The organism is Cellulomonas sp. HD19AZ1, from assembly GCF_004535805.1.
Taxonomy (GTDB): domain Bacteria; phylum Actinomycetota; class Actinomycetes; order Actinomycetales; family Cellulomonadaceae; genus Cellulomonas; species Cellulomonas iranensis.
Genome location: NZ_SPHX01000004.1, coordinates 141,429 through 160,553, shown reverse-complemented (window position 1 = coordinate 160,553; position 19,125 = coordinate 141,429). Strand labels below are relative to the sequence as shown.

General features: G+C 75.4%; 18 protein-coding genes. 13 read left to right on the top strand and 5 right to left on the bottom strand.

The genetic code is table 11. The annotated features are described in order from the left end of the window. Nucleotides 1-19 precede the first annotated feature (19 nt). Complete coding sequence (locus E4A51_RS09405) at nt 20-2,242, bottom strand: glycoside hydrolase family 3 C-terminal domain-containing protein (protein ID WP_134851579.1); 2,223 nt, start codon at nt 2,240-2,242, stop codon at nt 20-22. Nucleotides 2,243-2,402: 160 nt separating this feature from the next. On the opposite strand from E4A51_RS09405, the gene E4A51_RS09400 reads away from it, so the two are divergent. The 4 genes from E4A51_RS09400 to E4A51_RS09385 all read left to right on the top strand — a co-directional run bounded on the left by E4A51_RS09400 (nt 2,403) and on the right by E4A51_RS09385 (nt 5,398). Further along, on the top strand, nt 2,403-3,014 hold the full coding sequence (locus E4A51_RS09400) for a TetR/AcrR family transcriptional regulator (RefSeq protein WP_134851578.1): 612 nt from the start codon (nt 2,403-2,405) through the stop codon (nt 3,012-3,014). A gap of 167 nt (nt 3,015-3,181) precedes the next feature. After that, entirely contained in the window at nt 3,182-3,934 is a 753-nt protein-coding gene (locus E4A51_RS09395) for an HAD-IIB family hydrolase (RefSeq protein WP_046529617.1), read from the top strand. Nucleotides 3,935-4,067: 133 nt separating this feature from the next. Continuing rightward, nucleotides 4,068-4,613, top strand: coding sequence for an RNA polymerase sigma factor (locus E4A51_RS09390; RefSeq protein WP_134851577.1), 546 nt, complete (start codon nt 4,068-4,070; stop codon nt 4,611-4,613). Beyond that, nucleotides 4,610-5,398 carry a hypothetical protein gene (locus tag E4A51_RS09385; RefSeq protein WP_134851576.1) on the top strand — a complete coding sequence of 263 codons (789 nt, stop codon included), beginning with the start codon at nt 4,610-4,612 and terminating at the stop codon, nt 5,396-5,398. The genes E4A51_RS09390 and E4A51_RS09385 overlap by 4 nt, the downstream gene beginning before the upstream one ends. A gap of 100 nt (nt 5,399-5,498) precedes the next feature. On the opposite strand, the gene E4A51_RS09380 is transcribed toward E4A51_RS09385, so the two are convergent. Both E4A51_RS09380 and E4A51_RS09375 read right to left on the bottom strand, forming a co-directional pair. Continuing rightward, nucleotides 5,499-7,052: a cellulose binding domain-containing protein gene (locus tag E4A51_RS09380; RefSeq protein ID WP_134851575.1), complete on the bottom strand. Its 1,554-nt coding sequence runs from the start codon at nt 7,050-7,052 to the stop codon at nt 5,499-5,501. A gap of 186 nt (nt 7,053-7,238) precedes the next feature. Then, entirely contained in the window at nt 7,239-8,252 is a 1,014-nt protein-coding gene (locus E4A51_RS09375) for a LacI family DNA-binding transcriptional regulator (protein WP_046529609.1), read from the bottom strand. A gap of 158 nt (nt 8,253-8,410) precedes the next feature. Here E4A51_RS09375 and E4A51_RS09370 point away from each other — a divergent pair, with 158 nt between their 5' ends. The 5 genes from E4A51_RS09370 (at nt 8,411) to E4A51_RS09350 (ending at nt 14,504) form a co-directional block, all read left to right on the top strand. After that, nucleotides 8,411-9,937, top strand: a complete 1,527-nt coding sequence (locus E4A51_RS09370; protein ID WP_134851574.1) for an alpha-N-arabinofuranosidase — start codon at nt 8,411-8,413, stop codon at nt 9,935-9,937. 453 nt (nt 9,938-10,390) lie between these two features. Next, nucleotides 10,391-11,371: a carbohydrate ABC transporter permease gene (locus E4A51_RS09365; protein ID WP_134851573.1), complete on the top strand. Its 981-nt coding sequence runs from the start codon at nt 10,391-10,393 to the stop codon at nt 11,369-11,371. Further along, nucleotides 11,368-12,297 (top strand): carbohydrate ABC transporter permease, encoded by a 930-nt coding sequence (locus E4A51_RS09360; RefSeq protein WP_134851572.1) that lies wholly within the window; start codon nt 11,368-11,370, stop codon nt 12,295-12,297. Before E4A51_RS09365 ends, E4A51_RS09360 begins: the two co-directional genes overlap by 4 nt. Before the next feature lie 105 nt (nt 12,298-12,402). Further along, on the top strand, nt 12,403-13,764 hold the full coding sequence (locus E4A51_RS09355; RefSeq protein ID WP_134851571.1) for an ABC transporter substrate-binding protein: 1,362 nt from the start codon (nt 12,403-12,405) through the stop codon (nt 13,762-13,764). Beyond that, nucleotides 13,761-14,504, top strand: coding sequence for a glycerophosphodiester phosphodiesterase family protein (locus E4A51_RS09350; protein WP_070319913.1), 744 nt, complete (start codon nt 13,761-13,763; stop codon nt 14,502-14,504). Before E4A51_RS09355 ends, E4A51_RS09350 begins: the two co-directional genes overlap by 4 nt. Nucleotides 14,505-14,582: 78 nt before the next feature. Here E4A51_RS09350 and E4A51_RS09345 read toward each other — a convergent pair whose 3' ends face one another. Beyond that, nucleotides 14,583-15,449, bottom strand: coding sequence for an oxygenase MpaB family protein (locus E4A51_RS09345; protein ID WP_070319912.1), 867 nt, complete (start codon nt 15,447-15,449; stop codon nt 14,583-14,585). 148 nt (nt 15,450-15,597) lie between these two features. Between E4A51_RS09345 and E4A51_RS09340 the strand changes: the two genes are divergently transcribed. After that, a complete protein-coding gene (locus E4A51_RS09340) occupies nt 15,598-16,062 on the top strand; it encodes a GyrI-like domain-containing protein (protein ID WP_134851570.1) in 465 nt (154 codons plus the stop codon). A gap of 63 nt (nt 16,063-16,125) precedes the next feature. On the opposite strand, the gene E4A51_RS09335 is transcribed toward E4A51_RS09340, so the two are convergent. Beyond that, nucleotides 16,126-16,494 carry a VOC family protein gene (locus tag E4A51_RS09335; protein WP_070319910.1) on the bottom strand — a complete coding sequence of 123 codons (369 nt, stop codon included), beginning with the start codon at nt 16,492-16,494 and terminating at the stop codon, nt 16,126-16,128. 176 nt (nt 16,495-16,670) lie between these two features. Here E4A51_RS09335 and E4A51_RS09330 point away from each other — a divergent pair, with 176 nt between their 5' ends. Genes E4A51_RS09330 through E4A51_RS09320 form a run of 3 tightly spaced genes read left to right on the top strand, consistent with a single transcriptional unit; the run spans nt 16,671 to nt 19,119 of the window. Continuing rightward, nucleotides 16,671-17,915 (top strand): sensor histidine kinase, encoded by a 1,245-nt coding sequence (locus E4A51_RS09330; RefSeq protein WP_134851569.1) that lies wholly within the window; start codon nt 16,671-16,673, stop codon nt 17,913-17,915. Beyond that, nucleotides 17,912-18,565: a response regulator transcription factor gene (locus tag E4A51_RS09325; RefSeq protein WP_134851568.1), complete on the top strand. Its 654-nt coding sequence runs from the start codon at nt 17,912-17,914 to the stop codon at nt 18,563-18,565. The genes E4A51_RS09330 and E4A51_RS09325 overlap by 4 nt, the downstream gene beginning before the upstream one ends. Beyond that, a complete protein-coding gene (locus tag E4A51_RS09320) occupies nt 18,565-19,119 on the top strand; it encodes a hypothetical protein (RefSeq protein WP_070319907.1) in 555 nt (184 codons plus the stop codon). The genes E4A51_RS09325 and E4A51_RS09320 overlap by 1 nt, the downstream gene beginning before the upstream one ends. Nucleotides 19,120-19,125 lie beyond the last annotated feature (6 nt).

The following is a 19,125-nucleotide window of genomic DNA, read 5'->3' as shown; positions in this document are numbered from 1 at the left end:
AGGCTAGAGGGTGGCGGGGTCAGAGGGTGACGCTGGTGGTGACGGCGTCGGGGGCGCCCCAGTGGCGGGCGGCCTCGACGAGCAGCCCGCCGGGCGGGACGTGGAACGTGCGCGTGGCGCGGTCCCACCGGGCGAGCGGCTGCAGGGGGGCGGTGAGCACGGCGGTCGTGCGCTCACCGGGGGCGACGTCGACGAGGCCGAAGCCGAGCAGCTCGCGCTCGCCGGCGCGGTCGCCGTCGGTGCGGGTGCCGTAGACCTGGACGTTGACGCGCGCAGGACGGTCGCCGGTGCCGAGCACGGCGACGTGGACGGTCAGCGCGTCCTCGTCGCGGTCGACGACCGCGACGTCCTCGATCGTGGACGTCGCGTACGACAGCCCGAAGCCGAGCGGGTACGCGGCCTCGTGCCCGTCGCGCTGCAGCAGACGCTGGCCGTACCAGCGGTCGTACGTGACGCGGGTCGCGTCGACGTCGAACGGCGGCAGGTGCGCGGCGTCGGCGGCCATCGCGTACGGCAGACGACCCGTGAAGTCCTCGTGGCCCAGCAGGAGGTCGGCCAGCGCGTGCCCGCCGGCCGTCCCGGGGTACCAGGCGAGCACGAGCGCGGGGACGGCGTCGTGCCACTCGCTGACGAGCACGGCGCCCGCGGTCTCGACGACCACGACGGTGCGCGGGTTGGCCGCGGCGACCGCACGCACGAGCGCGACGTCCGAGTCGAGCAGGTGCAGGTCGCGGCGGTCGCCGCCGGCCTCGGGCCTGCCCGCGGACGCGGCGACGCGTTCGAGCATCGTCGCGAGCACGGCGCGCTCGGAGTCGTCCCGCGGCTCGGGGTACAGGGCCATGAGGTCGTCACGCGCGTAGACGCGCCCGTTGACCCACTCGCCCTCCTCGGCGGCGGTGTAGCCGACGACGACCACCGCGGCGTCGGCGCCGGCGGCGAGCGTGGCCGCCGCCGCGACGTCGGCACCGTCGTGGTGGTCGACGCGCACACCCGGCAAGGCCGTCCGCAGGCCCTCGAGGGGGGTCACGACGTGCGTCGCGTGCACGTTCGACGAGCCGTGGTCGCCGGTGTTCGGGACGTCGGCGAGGCGGCCGACGACGGCCACGGACCCGAGCGCGGGCGCGTCGAGCGGTAGCGCGGGGCGCCCGTCGACGTGCTCGTTGCGGAGCAGGACCATGGAGCGGGCCGCGGTGCGCCGGGCGAGCGCGACGTGCGCGTCCGACCCGACGACCGAGGCGTCGGGCTCGGCCTGCTCGCGCGTCGCGTGGTGGCGCAGCTGCGTCGCGAGCAGCCGGACGCCGGAGGTGCGCACGTCGTCCCAGCTCGCGGTGCCCTCGCTCAGCTCGCCCGGCAGGCGGTCGGCGCGCAGCTGTGCGAACGGCGCCTCGAGGTCGAGGCCCGCGGCGAGCGACGCGGACGCGTCGCGGATCGCCCAGATGAAGTCGCTGAGCACGAACCCCTCGAAGCCCCACGCGTCGCGCAGGACGTCCGTCAGCAGGTACCTGCTCGCGCTCGACCAGTCCCCGTTGACCTTGTTGTACGCGCACATCACCGCTGCGGCCCCGGCGCCGATCGCGCGCTCGAAGTGCGGGAGGTAGTCCTCGTGCAGGGGCTCGTCGGCGCACTCGACGTCGACGTCGAACCGGGCGTTCTCCATGGAGTTGAGCGCGTAGTGCTTGACGCACGGCATGGTGTGGACGCGCGTGCCGCGCACGAGGGCGGCGCCCATCTCGCCCAGCAGGACGGGCTGGTCGGAGTACGTCTCCTGGACGCGTCCCCAGCCGGGGTGCCGCGGCAGGTTGATGCACACGCCGCCGAACAGGTTGCCGCCCGAGGCGCGCACCTCGGCGCCGATGGCGCGGCCGACCTGCTCCTCGAGCTCGACGTCCCACGACGCACCGCGTGCCATCGAGACGGGGAACGCGGTGCCGTGGCCGACCACGCAGCCGCGCGGGCCGTCGATGAACCGGATGCCGGGGACGCCGAGCCGCGCGTTGGAGCCCATCGGGTACGGCACGTGGTTGTAGCCGTGCTCCATGATCCCGGCACGCCCGGTCCAGAAGGGGGTGTCGCCGTGCAGCAGCGCGAGCTGCTCGGCGGGCGTGAGGTCGGCGTGCAGCCCGCGCGCCTCGGCCTGCGGGTCCGCCCCGGCGCGGACGCGGGCGACGGCTGCGTCGAACGGCGTCGGCGTGGTTCCGTGGGTGCTGTCCGCGGTGGCGGTGCGGTCGGTGGCGTGGCTCACCGGAGCCTCCTCGTCGTTGAGTAACTTAGTGCTTGGCAACCACCAAGTTAACGGGAAGATAGAGACCCCTCGGGCCGCGCGTCAAGCCGTTCACCCGCCCGCTGGGCGGAGCGCCCCGGTGATAGCGTCACGGGCGCCGTCGGACGGACCGGAGGAAGACGTGAGCACGCAGGGGACAGGCACGCGGCGGCTGCGCGGCGACGAGCGCAAGGCGCAGATCATCGACGTCGCGTCGCGGCTCATCGCCGAGCGCGGGTACTGGGGCGTCTCGCTGCAGGACATCGCCGGACGCTGCGGGATCTCCGACACCGCGGTGCTGCACCACTTCGGCAGCAAGGAGAAGCTCCTGCTCGCGGTCGTCCAGCACCGCGACGAGACCGACCGCGTCGCGCTCGCCGACCGGCTCGGCGTCGCCCGCGACGACCTGTACGACGCGATCCCCGGCATGCTGCTCGCCGACGTCTGCGACGCGATGGTCGCCCGCAACGCCGCACAGCCCGAGATCGTGCGGCTCTACGCGCTGCTCAGCGCCGAGGCGCTGCAGCCCGTGCACCCCGTGCACGACTACTTCTACGAGCGCGAGCAGCGAGCCATCCGCACGTACGCGTCGGCCCGCTGCGACCTCGACCTCGAGCCGCACGCCCGCGCGCGCCTCGTGCTCGCGACCATGGACGGCGTGCAGCTGCGCTGGCTGCGCGACCCCGAGAACGTCGACCTGGTCGCCGAGTGGCAGGCGGCGTCGCGCGTCCTGTTCGGCACGGGCGACGGCTGAGGCCCGGCACCCGACGCCCCGTCGTCCGCCCCGGGCACGCGGTCCCCACCGGGTACCGTGATCCGACGCGAGCCCGACCCGGGCCTCGCCGCCACCGGCCGCGCCGACGCACCGCGGCCGCGCCGCGGTCCGGCGGCGCGCGCCACCGCCCGCCCCACGGAGGATCCATGACCTACGAGCTCGCGCTGTTCGACCTCGACGACACCCTCGCGCCGTCGAAGAGCAAGGTGCACCCCGAGATCGTGGACATGATCGTCGCGCTCACGCGCGTCGCGCAGGTCGGCATCATCTCGGGCGGCCGCTTCGAGCAGTTCGACTCCCAGCTGCTGTCGTCGATCGACGACACCGCGGCCCTCGCGCGGCTGCACGTGCTGCCGACGTGCGGCACGCGCTACCTCGTGCACGACGGCGGCGAGTGGTCCGAGGTCTACAGCGAGCCGCTGACCGACGACGAGTCCCAGCGCGCCGCGCGCGCCGTCGAGGAGTCCGCCCGCGAGCTCGGCCTGTGGGAGGAGCACACCTGGGGCGACCGCATCGAGCTGCGCGGCAGCCAGGTGACCTTCTCGGCGCTCGGCCAGGAGGCCCCCGTCGACGCCAAGGCCGCGTGGGACCCCGACGGCGCCAAGAAGGAGAAGCTGCGGGCGGCCGTCGCCGAGCAGCTCCCCGACCTCGAGGTCCGCTCGGGCGGCTCGACGTCCGTCGACATCACCCGCAAGGGCATCGACAAGGCGTACGGCGTCAACCGGCTGCTCGCGCGCCTGGGTCTCGAGCCGGCGCAGGCCGTGTTCTTCGGCGACCGGCTCGACGAGGGTGGCAACGACTACCCCGTGATCTCGACCGGCGTCCCGTGCGTGGCCGTCGAGGGCTGGGAGGACACGCCGGCCAAGGTGCGCGCCGCGCTGCCCGAGGCGTTCGCCTGACCCGCACCACCAGCACGTCCGTGAGGGGGCGTCGCCGCGCGTCGGCGACGCCCCCTCACGCGTCCCCGCGCGCCGCCGGGAGATCCTGGACCCACGGCGACACACCCGCGCCCCTGCCGGACAGGAACGCAGCATGAGCCACCCCCGAGCCCCCGTGTTCGTCGACCTCTACGCACGCGCCTACGGCGACGTCGTCCGGTTCGCGCAGCGCCGTGCCGGCACGCACGCCGAGGACGTCGCGGCCGACGCGTTCCTCGTCGCGTGGCGGCGCCTCGACGAGCTGCCCGCCGACACCGACGACGCCCGTGCATGGCTGTTCGGCATCGCCCGCCACGTCATGCTCAACCACCGCCGCGGCGACGAGCGACGCACCGCGCTCGCCGTGCGCGTCGCGCAGCTCGGGCCGCCGCTCGTCACCGACGAGGACGTCGACCTCGTCGCGCACCGCGTCGACCTGGGGCGTGCCTGGCAGCGGCTGTCGGCCGCGCACCAGGAGACGCTCGCGCTGACCGTCTTCGACGGCCTCGACGCACCCCGGGCCGCGCGCGTGCTCGGCATCTCGGCCGTGGCGTACCGCCTGCGGCTGTCCCGCGCGCGCCGTGCGCTGCGCGCCCACCTCGACCACCTGCCCGCGTCGTCCCCCGCGACGACACCGCGCGAGAGGACCCCCGCACCGTGAACCGCACCGACACCGACACCCTGCTGCGCACGCTCGACGTCGCCGACCCGCACGTCGACCCCCGCTCGCCGCGCGCCCGCGCCGCGATGCAGCGCATCGTGCAGACCGACCCGGACGCCCGGCCCGACGTCCGCACCGCCCGGCCCCGCGCGCGACGGCTCGCGCTCGCCGCCGGCGCCGTGGCCGCCCTCGCCGCGGGCGCCGTGGTGGTGCCGTCGCTCGTGGGCGGCGGCGACGCCGCGTACGCGACGTGGACCGCGACCCCCGCCGAGGCGACCGTCGTGCAGCGCGCCGACGCCGGAGAGGCGTGCCGTGACGCGCTCGCCCGGTCGATCGCCCCCACCGACGCCGACGCGCTCGCGGGCGCGTCGGTCGCGGTCGCGGAGCAGCGCGGCACCTGGACCACGGTCGTGCTCGCGGGTGACGGCGGGTTCGGCGGGCTCTGCGTCGACGACGGGTCCGCGGGGCTGTTCGACTCGATGTTCGGCTCGGCGGGCGTCGCCGCCGTCCCGGCGCCGTCCGCGCGCGGGGTCGTCGTGACCGACCTGGGCACGGGCTCGACGTCGGCCGGCGACCTGTCGCTCGTCGCCGGGAGCGTCGGTGACGAGGTCACGGGCGTGCGGCTGCGGACCGCGGGCGTCGGGGACGTCGACGCGAGCGTGCGCGACGGCCGGTTCGTGCTGTGGTTCCCGGGCGACGAGCTGCGGGACGCCAACGCGCAGGGCGTCGAGCTCGACGTCACGTACGCCGACGGGTCGACCGGGGCGGTGACGGTCGGGCTCTGATCTGCCGGCCACGTGCCGCCGCCCCGGCGCGACGGGCGCGGGGGTGTGAGGGGTTGCCGTCGGCTCGCGGCGGTAACCCCTCACACCCGTCGTGACCGGGTCACGTCGAGCAGGGGACCGGGCCGGACGTCGGTGGCGTGCCCGAGCCGACGAACCCGAAGGCGGTCGTCGCGCCCGCCGCGAGCGAACCGTTCCAGGCCGCGTTCGTCGCGGTGACCGTCGAGCCCGTCGTCGCGACCGCTGCCGACCACGACTGCGTCACCGCGCCGCCTCCCGGCAGCGTGAACGTCGTCGTCCAGCGCGTGAGCGGGGCCGTCCCGGCGGTCACGTCGACCGTCGCCTGGTAGCCGCCGGGCCACGTGCTGCCGACCGTGAGCGTCGCGCGGCACGCGGCCGCGGACGTGCTCGTGGGGCTCGGCGTGGGCGTCGGGGACGCGGTCGGCGTCGGGGAGGGGGAGACCGTCGGGGTGGGGGTGGGGGAGACCGTCGGGGTCGGGGACGGCGTCGGCCCGCCGCCGAGCCCCAGGCCCTCGAGCAGGTCGGTGAGCTGCGCCGCGATCACCTGGTGGTCCCGGACGGACGGGTGCCAGTCGCAGCCGCCGTAGTCGAGGCCCTCGCTGCCGTAGTACCAGGACACGACGCGGTCGTCGCCGGCCGCGCGCCGCTCGTCGACCACGCGCTGCGCGAGGTCCTTCAGGTCGGTGCCGGTGTGCACGGACGTCGCGGAGACGACGAGCCAGGTGTCGTCGCCGTAGCGGTCGCGCAGGTCGTCGAGGAACCCGTGGTACGCCGCGACCCACGCCTCGCGCAGCGCGGCGGGCGTCGCCCACGCCTCGCCCGAGCCGAGCGCGGTCGAGAAGTCGTTGATGCCCAGGCCGATGACGACCGCGTCGGGGTCCCACCCGGCGGCCGGCCCGCCGGCGGTGCCGGGGACGAACGGCAGCACGCGGTCGTAGTACGTGCGGTAGCTCGTGCCCGCGTCGGAGCCGGCGTAGTTGCGCACCATGCCGCGTCCCGAGAACGCGTTGAGCTGGTAGTCGGCGCCCAGCGCGCGCGCCGTGAGGGCGCCGAAGCTCAGGTCCGCGTCGGTCGTGCGGGTGACCTGGTCGCCCGTGCAGGTGCGGCTGGTCGACGTGTTGCCGTACCCCACGGTGTACGAGTCGCCGACGTACTCGATCTGCAGGCCGCGCGGTGCGGGCGCGGGCAGCACGACGCTGCCGTCGTGCGGCACGAACCCGCCGAACGTGCTGGTCGCCCACGGGGCCTCGCTGCGCTTGACGACGCGCACGTCGTGCTCGCCCGCGGGCAGGCCGTCGACCACGTGCGTCGTCGCGCCGGGGGCCACGAGCGTCTCGACCGTGCGGCCGTCGACCTGGACGTCGTAGTCGCCCGTCGCGTCGTCGAGCACGATGCCGACGCCCGTGCCGCGGAACCGCCCCTCGAAGTACACGCCGGGCCACGCGTGCTGCCACGTGCCGGCGACGGGGAGCACGCGCCCGGCGGTGCGGACGGTGTCGGCGAGCGAGGTCGCCGCGGCGGTTCCGGACGGTGCGAGCGGGGGTGCGGCGCCGGGGGTGGCGGCCGCGGCGACGGGCAGCAGGGCGACGCAGGCCGCGACCGCGGCGGCGACGACGGTGGCACGCGACGGGCGCACGCGGGGATCCTCTCGACGGACGTCGTCGCACCGGGACGGGCGACCCCGTCTTGCTACCGTCCCGCGCGTCGCGCCCGCACCGGGTGAAGCGATTCGACGCGCCGACCGCCCGGGGTCGCGGCACGGTGCGTGGCCTTCCGGCGGCGGGGGCGCCGCAACGCCGCACGGGCCTGACGCGGGGCGCGGTCAGCGGGTCGTGCCGCGCTCCAGCAGGCTCACGGGCAGCACGATCTGCTCGGGCGGCGCGTCCTCGCCCGCGGTGCGCAGGTCGAGCAGGCGCACGGCGTGCTCGACGAGCAGCTCGTGGTGCGGGTCGACGGTCGTCAGCCCGGGCCACACGTGCTCGCCGAGCGCGAGCGCGTCGAACCCGACGACCTGCACGTCGCCGGGGATCGTGCGGCCGTGGTCCTGCAGCGCGGCCATCGCGCCGATCGCGACCTGGTCGGTGACGGCGAAGACGCCGTCGAGGTCGAGCCCGCGCGCGAGCGCGTCGTCGACGGCCTGCCGCCCCTGCGCGGCCTCGAGCCACGGCGCGGGCAGCACGAGCCGCTCGTCGACGGGGACGCCGGCCGCGGCGTGCGCCTCGCGCCAGCCCTGGGTGCGGGAGCCGGAGACGCCGGGGTCGTCGTCGAGCGTGCCGCCGACGATCGCGACGCGCCGCGCACCGCGCGCGAGCAGGTGCGCCGTGGCGAGGCGTGCGCCGTCGACGTTGCCGAGCATGACGTGGTCGAACCGTGGCGGCATGGGGCGCTCGCCCAGCAGCACCAGGGGGAGCTGGGTCTGCAGGCGGTCGACGTCGTCCGGCGCGAGGCCGACGACGGACAGCAGCACGCCGTCGTACATCTGGAGCCGGGCCTGGGACAGCGCGCCGAGCTCGCCCTCCTTGCTGGCGTTGGTCTGCTCGATGACGAGGTGCCGGTCGCTCGCGCGCAGCGCGGTGGTGAGCTGTGCGCCGAGCTGGCCGAAGTACGGGTGGTCGACGCGCGGCACGACGAACGCGACCGTGCCGGAGCGGCCGGCGCGCAGGCGACGCGCGGTGAGGTTGACCTCGTAGCCGAGGTCCGCGATGGCGTCGAGCACGCGGGCGCGGGTCTCGGGCCCGACGCGCGGCCGGTCGTTGACGACGTTCGAGACGGTCATGACCGAGACGCCGGCGGCGCGCGCGACGTCCTTGAGCGTCGGGGCGCCAGCGGGTCGCATGGACCCCTCCTCGCGTCGTCGGGCGGCGCGCCGCTCCTTGACGTGCGGCGCGCGACCGAGCATATTCGACCCTGCACCACGGCGTGTATCGATAAACCGGACCCGAGGGCCGGGCGGCACGCGCGTCGGCGCACCGCACCGACCACCCGAGGAGCCCCGTGTCCGACCAGCTGACCGCCGTCATCGACCTCGACCTGCCCGGCGCCACGATCAGCCGCCACGTCTACGGCCACTTCGCCGAGCACCTGGGCCGCTGCATCTACGGCGGCTTCTGGGTCGGCGAGGACTCGCCGATCCCGAACGTCCGCGGCATCCGCTCGGACGTCGTCGACGCGCTGCGCGCGATCTCGATCCCCAACCTGCGCTGGCCCGGTGGCTGCTTCGCGGACGACTACCACTGGCGCGACGGCATCGGCCCGCGCGACCAGCGGCCGCGCATGGTGAACAGCCACTGGGGCGACGTCGTCGAGGACAACTCCTTCGGCACCCACGAGTTCATGGACCTGTGCGAGCTGCTCGGTGCCGAGCCGTACGTCAACGGCAACGTCGGCTCGGGCACCGTGCGCGAGATGAGCGAGTGGGTCGAGTACCTCACGCGCGGCGACGACTCGCCCATGTCGTCCCTGCGCCGCGCGAACGGGCGCGACGAGCCGTGGAAGGTGCCGTTCTTCGGCATCGGCAACGAGCCGTGGGGCTGCGGCGGCAACATGTCCGCCGAGCACTACACCGACCTCGCGCGCCAGTACGCGACGTACATCCGCAACCACGGTGGCCACACGGTCGACAAGATCGCCGCCGGCGCCAACGCCGACGACTACGCGTGGACCGAGGCGCTCATGAAGGTCTCGGCCAAGCTGGGCTGCGGCTGCGACCCGCGCGGCTTCTTCCAGCACGTGTCGATGCACTACTACACGATGAGCGGCGACTGGGCCGACAAGGGCGCCGCGACGTCGTTCACGACCGACGAGTGGTACCTCACGATGAAGCGCGCGCGCCGCATCGAGGAGCTCGTGCGCGGGCACGCCAACGTCATGGACGCCTACGACCCCGACGCGCGCATCGGCCTCGTCGTCGACGAGTGGGGCACGTGGTGGAACGTCGAGGAGGGCACCAACCCGGGGTTCCTGTACCAGCAGAACACGCTGCGCGACGCGCTCGTCGCCTCGACGCACTTCGACACCTTCCACCGGTACGCGCGCCGCATCTCGATGGCGAACATCGCGCAGACCGTCAACGTGCTGCAGGCGATGATCCTCACCGACCCCGACTCGGGCGCGCTCGTGCTCACGCCGACGTACCACGTGTTCGAGATGAACACGGGCCACCACGACGCCGGCTCGCTCGACGTCCGCTTCAAGGGCGACCTGCCCACGCGCACGGTCGACGGCTCCGCGCTGGCGACCCTGTCGGTGTCCGCGTCGACCAAGGACGGCACGGCACTCGTGTCCCTGTCGAACATGGACGCCGAGACCCCGACGACGCTCGTGCTCGACCTGCGCGGGCGTGAGGTCACCGACGTGGCGGGCCGCGTGCTCACCGCGGGGACGCTGCACGCGCACAACACGCCCGACCAGCCCGACGCGGTCGCGCCGACGGCGTTCGAGGGCGCCCGCCCGCACGCGCGCGGCCTCGAGGTCGAGGTGCCCTCGCACTCCTACGTGACGCTCACGCTCACCCTCGCCTGACACCCACCCCCTCGGACGTCAGGCCGCCGAACGCGGACCTCTGCCGGTTCTCCAGCTCCACGACCGGCCGAGGTCCGCGTTCGGCATGCGTCCCCCGGGAGTCGACCGCGCACCGCTGAACGCGGAGTTATGCCGGTTCTGCAGCTCCATGACCGGCAGAGGTCCGCGTTCGGCGTCCGGGGTGTGACGGGTGGCGGCGGTGGGTGGGGAACGGGTGGCGGACGGTGGGTGAACGTCCGGGCGGCAGGTGGGGGACGGCCGGTGGCGGGGCGGTGACCTGCGTGAACACTCGCCGAACGCTCCGGCAACGGTGCCGCGCGTGGGCGATTCGCCCGGACCGGGCGGCCTAGTTTCGAGCACGGTCCGGCCCCACCCCGGGGCCGACGACGACGGACCACCGTCGTCGCCGCCGCGCCGACGTCCCCCCGGACGCGCCCGACCGCCCGGAGCACCATGACCGCCGTCCTCGCCCCGCCGCCCGGCGCGGGCCCGTCCGCCGCGCCACCGGCCACGCGCCCGTCACGGCCCGCCGCCGCGCGGCCCGGCGCCGCCGCCCGCGCACGCCGCCGCCGCGCGCTCGGCTGGTTCGCGCTGCTCGCGGGCCCGAACGTCGCGCTGCTGGCGCTGTTCGTCTACAAGCCGCTGCTCGAGAGCCTCTACCTGTCGACCATGCAGTGGAACCTCGGGTCGCCCGTCGCGCGGTTCGTCGGCCTCGGCAACTACGTCGAGTGGTTCACGGCCGACTCGACGGCCCGGGTCCTGACGACCACGGCCGTGTTCACCCTGACGACCGTCGGCGGGGCGCTCGTCCTCGGCCTCGCGCTCGCGCTGCTGCTCGACCGCCGCCTGCCCGGCCGCGGCCTGGCCCGCACGGTCGCGTTCGCGCCCTACGTGCTGTCCGGGTACGCGGTCGGCATCCTGTGGCTGTTCATCTTCGACCCGCGCTACGGGCTCATGTCCACCGTGCTCGGCTGGTTCGGCGCCACGTCGCCGCAGTGGTACACGGCCGAGCCCTGGCCGCTCGTCATGGTCGTGGTCGTCTACCTGTGGAAGCACCTCGGGTACGTCGCGCTCATCTACCTCGCGGGCCTGCAGGCCGTGCCTCAGGACCTGCGCGACGCCGCCGCGCTCGACGGCGCGAGCCCCGCGCGGACGCTGCGCTCGATCGTGCTGCCGCTGCTCGCGCCCACCACGTTCTTCCTGCTCGTGACGATGCTGCTCGCGTCGCTGCAGTCGTTCGACATCATCCGGTCGATGACGCAGGGCGGCCCGCTCGGCTCGACGACCACGCTGATGTACCAGATCTACGTCGAGGGCTTCGTCAACGGCCGCGCGGGCTACGCGTCGGCCGGCGCGACGATCCTCTTCCTGCTGCTGCTGGCCGTGACGGCCGTGCAGCTGCGGTTCGTCGAGCGGAAGGTGCACTACGCATGAGCGCGCCCGGGGTCGCCCGCCCGTCCACCCCCGCCCCGGCGTCCCAGCCGCCCGCCGCACCGGACGCGCCGGCTCCTGCGGCGCGTCGGCGCCGCCGTCCGCCCCGCGCGCTCGTGCTCGACGCGGCCGGCGTCACGACGCTCGTCGCCGCGACCCTCGTGCTCGGCGCACCGCTGCTGTGGATGCTGCTCGCGAGCCTCAAGCGCCCCGACGAGCTGTACGCGGTGCCGCTGCAGTGGCTCCCGCAGGGCCTCGACCTGGGCAACTACGCGCAGGCCGCGCAGACCGTCCCGCTCGGCACGCTCTTCGCCAACAGCGTCGGCCTCACGGTCGCGGGCGCTGGCCTCAAGGTCGTGCTCGGCCTGTGCTGCGCGTACGCGCTGGTGTTCCTCGACGTGCCGTTCCGGCGGACCGTGTTCGTGGTCGTGCTCGCGGCGCTCATGATCCCGCCGCAGATCACGATCATCCCCAACTACACGTTCGTCGCGAGCCTGGGGTGGCTCAACACCTACCAGGGGATCCTCGTGCCGGGCCTGGCCAGCGCGTTCGGCACGTTCCTGTTCCGCCAGCACTTCCTGTCGCTGCCGACCTCGGTGCTCGAGGCCGCGCAGCTCGACGGCGCCGGTCACTGGCGGCGGCTGTGGCGGTTCGTCGTGCCGATGTCGTTGCCGACCGTCGCGGCCGTGGGGCTCGTCGCGGTCGTCACCGAGTGGAACGACTACCTGTGGCCGTTCCTCGTGGTCGACGACCCCCGCAAGATGACCCTGCCCGTGGGTCTGACGCTGCTGCAGAACGTCGACGGCATGACGAACTGGGGGGTCCTGCTGGCCGCGACGACGGTCGTGACGCTGCCCGTGCTGGCCGTGTTCCTCGTGCTGCAGCGCCGGCTCGTGGCCGGCCTCACCGCGGGCGCCGTCACCGGCTGACCCGCACCGCACCACCCACTCGACCACCGGACCCGCCCCCGCGGACCCGGCCCCCGGCACGCCCACCGACCGGTGGCGTGCGCCCCCCGACACCGAGGAGACCCCGTGTCCCACCGTGCCGCCCCGACCCGCCGCGGCCTCGCGGCGCTCGCCCTGGCCGCCGTCGGCGCCCTGGGCCTGACGGCCTGCACCACCCCGACGATCGCCACCGGCCAGGCCGCGGAGCCCGCCGCGACCGACGCCGTCGACTGGTCGACCGTGACCCCCGCGTCCGAGATCACGTGGTGGAGCAACCACCCGGGCGCGTCGAAGCCGGTCGAGGAGGAGCTGATCAAGCGCTTCGAGGCCGAGCACCCCGACATCAAGGTCACGCTCGTCACGGCGGGCGCCAACTACGACGAGGTCGCGCAGCGGTTCCAGGCGGCGTCGCAGACGTCCGAGCTGCCGGACCTCGTCATCTCGTCCGACGTCTGGTGGTTCCGGTACCACCTGAACGACCAGATCATGCCGCTCGACGACGTGTTCGAGCACCTGGACGCCGACGCCGACGACTTCGTGCCCGCGCTGTACGGCGACTACGAGTACGACGGCCAGCACTGGGCCGCGCCGTACGCGCGCTCGACGCCGCTCTTCTACTACAACAAGGAGAAGTGGGCGGCCGCGGGCCTGCCCGACCGCGGACCCGAGACGTGGGCCGAGATGCAGGAGTGGTCGACGAAGCTCGCCGGCCAGGTTCCGGCGGACTCGAAGCCGCTCGGCCTGTCGACCGGCCCGTCGTGGGCCGCGTGGTGGTTCGAGAACATGATCTGGGGCCAGGGCGGGCAGTACTCCGACGAGTGGACGACGACGCTCGACACGCCCGAGGCGGTCGCGGGCGGCACGTTCCTCCAGGACCTCTTCCACGGCGACGAGGCCTACGCGACCGTCTCGGAGGACTCGGCCGTCGACTTCTCGTCCGGCGTCGTCGCGGCGACCATCGGGTCGACGGGCTCGCTCAAGGGCATCCTCGACGCGGCCACGTTCGACGTCGGCACGGCGTACCTGCCGGACGGCCCGCAGGGCGGCGGCACGCCGACGGGCGGCACGGGTCTGGCGATCCCGAAGGCGAAGTCGCCCGAGCAGCAGCTCGCCGCGGCGATGTTCCTGCAGTTCCTCACCGACACCGACCAGACCGCGTACTTCTCGCAGAACACCGGGTACATGCCGGTCCGCACGTCGGCCGTCGAGTCCGACGCGATGAAGGCCGTCTACGCGTCCACGCCGCAGTTCCGCACCGCTGTCGACCAGCTCGCCGACAAGGCCCGCTCGCAGGACTGGATCCGGGTGTTCGTGCCGGGTGCCGACCAGGTCCTCACCGAGGGCATCGAGCAGATCGTGCTGCGCGGCGAGGACCCGCAGAAGGCGTGGTCGTCGATCGCGCCCAAGCTCGACACCGCCTACCGTGAGAACGTGGAGCCGTACCTGTGACCAGGGTCGTCGCGCACCGGGGCAACTCGGCCGTCGCACCGCAGAACACGCTCGCCGCGTTCGAGGCGGCCGCCCGCGCGGGCGCCGACTCGATCGAGCTCGACGTGCAGCTGACGTCCGACGGGCACGTCGTGGTGATCCACGACGACACGCTCGACGCGACGACCTCCGGCACGGGCTGGCTCAAGGACACGCCGCTCGCGGCCGTCCGCGAGCTCGACGCCGGGGCGTGGTTCGCGCCCGCGTACGCCGGGCAGCGGGTCCCGCTGCTGGCCGAGGTGGTCGAGCTGCTCGACCGGCACCCGTCGCTCGACCTGCTGTGCGAGGTCAAGGGCGAGTGGACGGCCGACGAGGTCGCGCGCGTCACGGGGCCGCTGCGGGACGCGGGGCTCGCGGACCGCACGGTCGTGCAGAGCTTCTGGCCGGGCACGGTCGAGGCGCTGCGCGTCGCCGACCCGCAGATGCGGCGCGGGCTGCTGCTCGCGGAGGTCGGCGACGACCTGCTCGAGACGTGCGCCGCGCTCGACGTGACGATGGCCAACCCGCACGGGCTGCTGCTCCTGCAGCACCCCGACCTCGTGGACCGGCTGCACGCCGCCGGGCTGCGGGTCGCGGTGTGGACGCTCGACGAGCCCGCGCACTGGGCTGCGGCGGTCGAGGTGGGGGTCGACGAGATCATCACCGACCGGCCGGACCGTCTCGCGGGCTGGCTCGCCGCACGCCGGGTCACGCTGGGCTGACCGGCGACGCACGGGTCGTGAGGGGTTGCCGCCGTCTCCCGGCGGCAACCCCTCACGCTCTGGGACGGCGGTCGCGCGTCAGCCGTCGGGCTGGCCCGCGAGCAGCCAGCGGACCGTGCGGGTCGCGACGTGCCCGCCGCCGCGCGCGAGCGCCGTCCCGACGCGGCCGCGCCGCCGCAGACCCAGGCCGTCGGCCGCCCACGCGGGCAGCGACTCGACGGCCGCCGCCGTGAGGGCCGTGTACCCCGGCCGCAGCGTCCACGGCACGGGCGGCTCGCGCAGCAGGAACGTCGCGGCGTCGAGCGCCGCGGGCGTCGCACGCAGCACGGGCCGGTAGCCCTCGAGCGCCGCGCGTAGGTCGGCGACCGTCTCCGGCACGTCGACGGCGCCCAGCGCGCGGCCGATCCGCGCGGTCTGCGCGACGTACTCGTCGGCCCGCGCCGGGCTCAGCGGGTGCTGGCCGTAGCGCGTGTGCGCGTCGAGGAACGACTCGATCTCCGCGACGTGCACCCAGCGCAGCAGGTCCGGGTCGTCCGCCGCGTAGGGGATGCCCTCGGGGCTCACGCCGCGCACGCGCGCGTGGATCGTGCGGACCGCGTCGATCGCGGCCTGCGCGTCGTCGGCCGTGCCGAACACGGTCGTCGCGAGGAACGTGCTGGTCTGCGCGAGCCGCCCCCACGGGTCCTCGCGGAACGCCGAGTGCCCCGCGACGCCCGCCATCGCGGCCGGGTGCAGCGACTGCAGCAGCAGCGACCGGATCCCGCCGACGAACATCGACGCGTCCCCGTGCACGACCCGCACCGCCGCGTCGGGCCCGAACCAGCGCGGCCCCTCGCGGTGGTGGATGCGCTCGCGGGAGCGGTGCCCGTGCGGCCCGGCGACGCGCAGGAACAGCGCGCTGCCGGCGCGGGCGCGCCACTGGCGGACGGGGGCGGCGAGGCTCACGGACCCACGGTACGGACGCCGGACGACACCCGCGCGGCGGTCGGCGGGACGGTCCCCTGGGACGGTGGCCGGTGAGTCCGGGCGCCCCGCACGGTCGGTACCGCCACCGCCGCCCGCCCGGGCGCCGGACCTGCGAGGAGAGGCCCCGATGGACAGCACCCGCACCACCCTCCCGACCGTCACGCTCGCCGCCGTGCGCGGCACCGTGCCGACGGCCGGGCTGCCCGCGTTCTACGACGCCGCCTACCGGCAGGTCGCCGACGCCGCCGCGCGTGAGGGGTGGACGATCACCGGCCCGGCGGTCGGCTGGTACCACGGCATGCCGACCGACACGGTCGACCTGGCGGCGGGGTTCGCGGTCGAGGGTGCCGCGGCGGGGGCGACCTCGGGCGACGTGACGGTCGTCGAGCAGCCGGGCGGCGACGCGCTCGTGCTCACGCACACCGGCCCGTACGACGCGCTGCCCGACGCGTGGGCGCGCGTCGAGGGCGACCGCGTCGCGCTCGGCGTCGACGGGCGCGGCGACTTCTGGGAGGAGTACGTCACCGACCCCGAGCCCGGCGGCGACCCCGCGGCCAACGTCACGCGGCTCGTGCTGCCGCTGCGCGGCTGACCGTCGTACCCCGCCGGCGCGCGCCCGCGGCGCCGGGCCGGCGGGGTGCGCGGCGCGTGACCTTCAGCCCTCGCCGCCCGTGCGGCCCTCGAACAGCCCCACGTGGTTGCCGTCCGCGTCGGCGACGACCGCCCACCAGCTCGTCGCGTCGATCGGCTCCTTGCCGTGCAGCACGCGACCGCCCAGGTCGGCGACACGGCCCAGGACGTCGTCGATCGAGTCGACCTCGACGTAGCTGCGCGGCTGCGTGAAGCCCTCCGAGCGCGGCGCGAGCCCGCCGCCGCTCACGCCGTTCGGCGCCGACCACATGGGGTACCCCTCGAAGCCCGGGATCTCCCGGATCTGCCAGCCGAACAGCCCCTCGTAGAACCGCGTCGCGGCCGCCGTGTCCGCGACCGGGATGTCGACGTGCGTGATGTCGCCGTGCGCCATGACCGTCCCCCTCGACCCGTCGGTGGGCGGGCGCCCACCCGTGCTCCGGACGCTAGCCCTCGCCGCCCACGCGCGGAACCCGCGGCGCCGGGTCGACGCGCGTCGTCCGGTCGTCGCGGGTCGTCTCCGTCCCAGGGCGGTGGAAGGTCCGGTGGGCGGCCCGCGAGGATCGGGACATGCCCGACCCGTCGACCCCGCTCGCCTCGGCCCCGACCGCCGCGGCACCCCGCGTGCGCGCGGACCGGCAACGCCTCGGCACCGCCGTCGTGCTCGCCGTGCTGGTCGCGGCCTTCCAGCTGGCCACGCCGATCATGGGGTACTCGTGGTCGGGGGTCGTGGACCTGACGCCGGGGGCGGACGCGCGAGCCGTCGCCGGCGTCGCGGGGGTGGTGGTCGTCGCCGCGGTCGTCCTCGCGGTGTGGCGGCCCGTGCTCGCGACCGTCGTGGCCGCCGCACCGTTCGCGTTCCTGCCGTGGACCGGGTGGTTCATGGTCGGCTGGTACCTCGCGTTGGTCGGCGTCGCGCTGGTCGCGGCGCTGCGCACGTGGCGCGCGGCGCTGCCGCCGTACGCGGCCGCGCTGGGCCTGGCGGCCGTGTACTGCGGCGGCAACCTCGTGGGGTTCACGCCGATCGGTGCCGTCACGTCCGGGAGCGGCCCGCCGTTCCGGTGGCTGACGTTCGCGCTGTACGTCGTGTGGGTCACGGGTGCCGTGCTGGTCGCGCTCGCGTTCGGCGCCCGGCAGCGGACCCGCCGGCGCGAGGCGCTCGCGCAGCAGCAGGAGGAGCGCGCGCTCACCACCGACGCCCTCGCGCGCGAGCGGGCCCGCATGGCGCGCGACCTGCACGACGTCGTCGCGCACCACGTGTCGCTCATCGCGGTGCGCGCCGAGAGCGCGCCGTACCAGTACCCCGACCTCGACGCCGACGCGCGCGCCGTGCTCGCCGACGTCGCGCGCGACGCGCGCGAGGCGCTCGGCGAGCTGCGCGAGGCCCTCAACGTGCTGCGCCGCACCGACGACGACGCGTCCGTCGCGCGTCGTCCGCAGCCCACCGCGCACGACGTCGACGGGCTGGTCGCGGACGCGCGCGCCGCGGGTCAGGACGTGCGGGTCGTGGGGGAGTGGTCGCACGTGCCCGACGCCGCGGGGTACGTGCTGTTCCGGGCGCTGCAGGAGGCGCTGACCAACGCGCGCCGGCACGCGCCCGGCGCGCCGGTCGACGTCGAGCTCGTGCAGCGCGCCGGCGAGGTGGGGCTGCGCGTGTCGCAGCCGCTGACCGGACCGGCGGAGCCCGTGCGTCCCGGTCGCGGGCTCGTCGGCATGCGCGAGCGCGTCGACGCGCTGGGCGGCGAGCTGCGCGCCGACGCGACCGCGTCGCGGTTCGTCGTGGACGTCCGCCTGCCCGTGGCGGTGGCGCCGTGATCCGCGTGGTCGTGGCCGACGACCAGGCCGTGGTCCGGGCCGGCTTCGCGGCGATCCTCGCGGCCGCGCCCGACGTGGACGTCGTCGGGGACGCGGGCGACGGGGCCGTGCTGCTCGACGTCGTCGCCGCGCCGCGCCCCGACGTCGCGGTGGTCGACGTGCGCATGCCCGTGATGGACGGCATCGAGGCGACGCGCGCGATCGCCGCCGCGCACCCCGGCACGCGCGTGCTCGTCCTCACGACGTTCGACCTCGACGAGTACGTGTTCGACGCGCTGCGCGCCGGCGCGTCGGGGTTCCTGCTCAAGGACGTGCCGGCCTCGCGGCTCGTCGAGGCCGTGCGCGCGGTGGCCGACGGCTCGATGCTGCTCGGTGCGAGCGTCACCCGGCGGCTCGTCGAGGACTTCGCCGCGCGCGGTGACGCGCGGTCGCTGGCGGTGCTGACGCCGCGCGAGACCGAGGTCGTCGCGGCCGTCGCGCGCGGGCTGTCGAACGCCGAGGTCGGTGCCGAGCTGTTCATCACCGAGCCGACCGTGAAGTCCCACGTGTCGGAGGCGCTGCGCAAGCTCGGCTGCCGCGACCGCGTGCAGCTCGTCATCGCGGCCTACGAGGCGGGGCTGGTGCGGCCGGGCGCGCGCCGGGACGACTGATGACGGGGCTCGTGGTCGGGCTCGTCGTGACGGGGCTGCTCATGAGCCTGGTCGGGTCGTTCGCGCCGGTGTTCGCCGCGGAGGCGTACGTCGTGGGCGTCGCGCTCGCGCAGCCGCCACCCGTCGCGCTCGCGGTCGCGGGCGCCGTGGTCGTGGGTCAGACCCTCGGCAAGGCGGCCGTGCTCGCGTCGGTCCGCGCGGCGCCGCGGTGGGCGCCGGTGCGGGCGGTGCGGGTCGCGGTGGCGCGCGGCGCGCAGGGGCAGGCGGGGGGCGCCGACGCGTGGTGGTCGGGGCTCGCGGCCCGGACCGCGGCGTGGGTCGGGCCCGTGCAGCGGTGGACGGCCCGTGCCATGGGACGGCCGGCGGCACCGCTCGTGGTCGTGCTGAGCGGTGCCGTGGGGCTGCCCCCGCTGCTCGCGGTCACGGTGTGCGCGGGCTCCTCGCGGATGCGCGGCGGTGCGTTCGTCGCGGCGTGCGCAGCCGGGCGGAGCGTGCGGATGGGTGCGCTCGCGGTCGCGCCGGGCCTGCTCGCGGGCGGTGCGCTGCTGCTCTGAGCCGTG

Excerpts from the sequence above, each read along its gene's own strand:
- E4A51_RS09330 (WP_134851569.1), top strand. The coding sequence starts at position 16,671 with ATGCCCGACCCGTCGACCCCGCTCGCCTCGGCCCCGACCGCCGCGGCA.
- E4A51_RS09395 (WP_046529617.1), top strand. The coding sequence starts at position 3,182 with ATGACCTACGAGCTCGCGCTGTTCGACCTCGACGACACCCTCGCGCCG.
- E4A51_RS09335 (WP_070319910.1), bottom strand. The coding sequence starts at position 16,494 with ATGGCGCACGGCGACATCACGCACGTCGACATCCCGGTCGCGGACACG.
- E4A51_RS09340 (WP_134851570.1), top strand. The coding sequence starts at position 15,598 with ATGGACAGCACCCGCACCACCCTCCCGACCGTCACGCTCGCCGCCGTG.
- E4A51_RS09320 (WP_070319907.1), top strand. The coding sequence starts at position 18,565 with ATGACGGGGCTCGTGGTCGGGCTCGTCGTGACGGGGCTGCTCATGAGC.
- E4A51_RS09375 (WP_046529609.1), bottom strand. The coding sequence starts at position 8,252 with ATGCGACCCGCTGGCGCCCCGACGCTCAAGGACGTCGCGCGCGCCGCC.
- E4A51_RS09360 (WP_134851572.1), top strand. The coding sequence starts at position 11,368 with ATGAGCGCGCCCGGGGTCGCCCGCCCGTCCACCCCCGCCCCGGCGTCC.
- E4A51_RS09365 (WP_134851573.1), top strand. The coding sequence starts at position 10,391 with ATGACCGCCGTCCTCGCCCCGCCGCCCGGCGCGGGCCCGTCCGCCGCG.
- E4A51_RS09390 (WP_134851577.1), top strand. The coding sequence starts at position 4,068 with ATGAGCCACCCCCGAGCCCCCGTGTTCGTCGACCTCTACGCACGCGCC.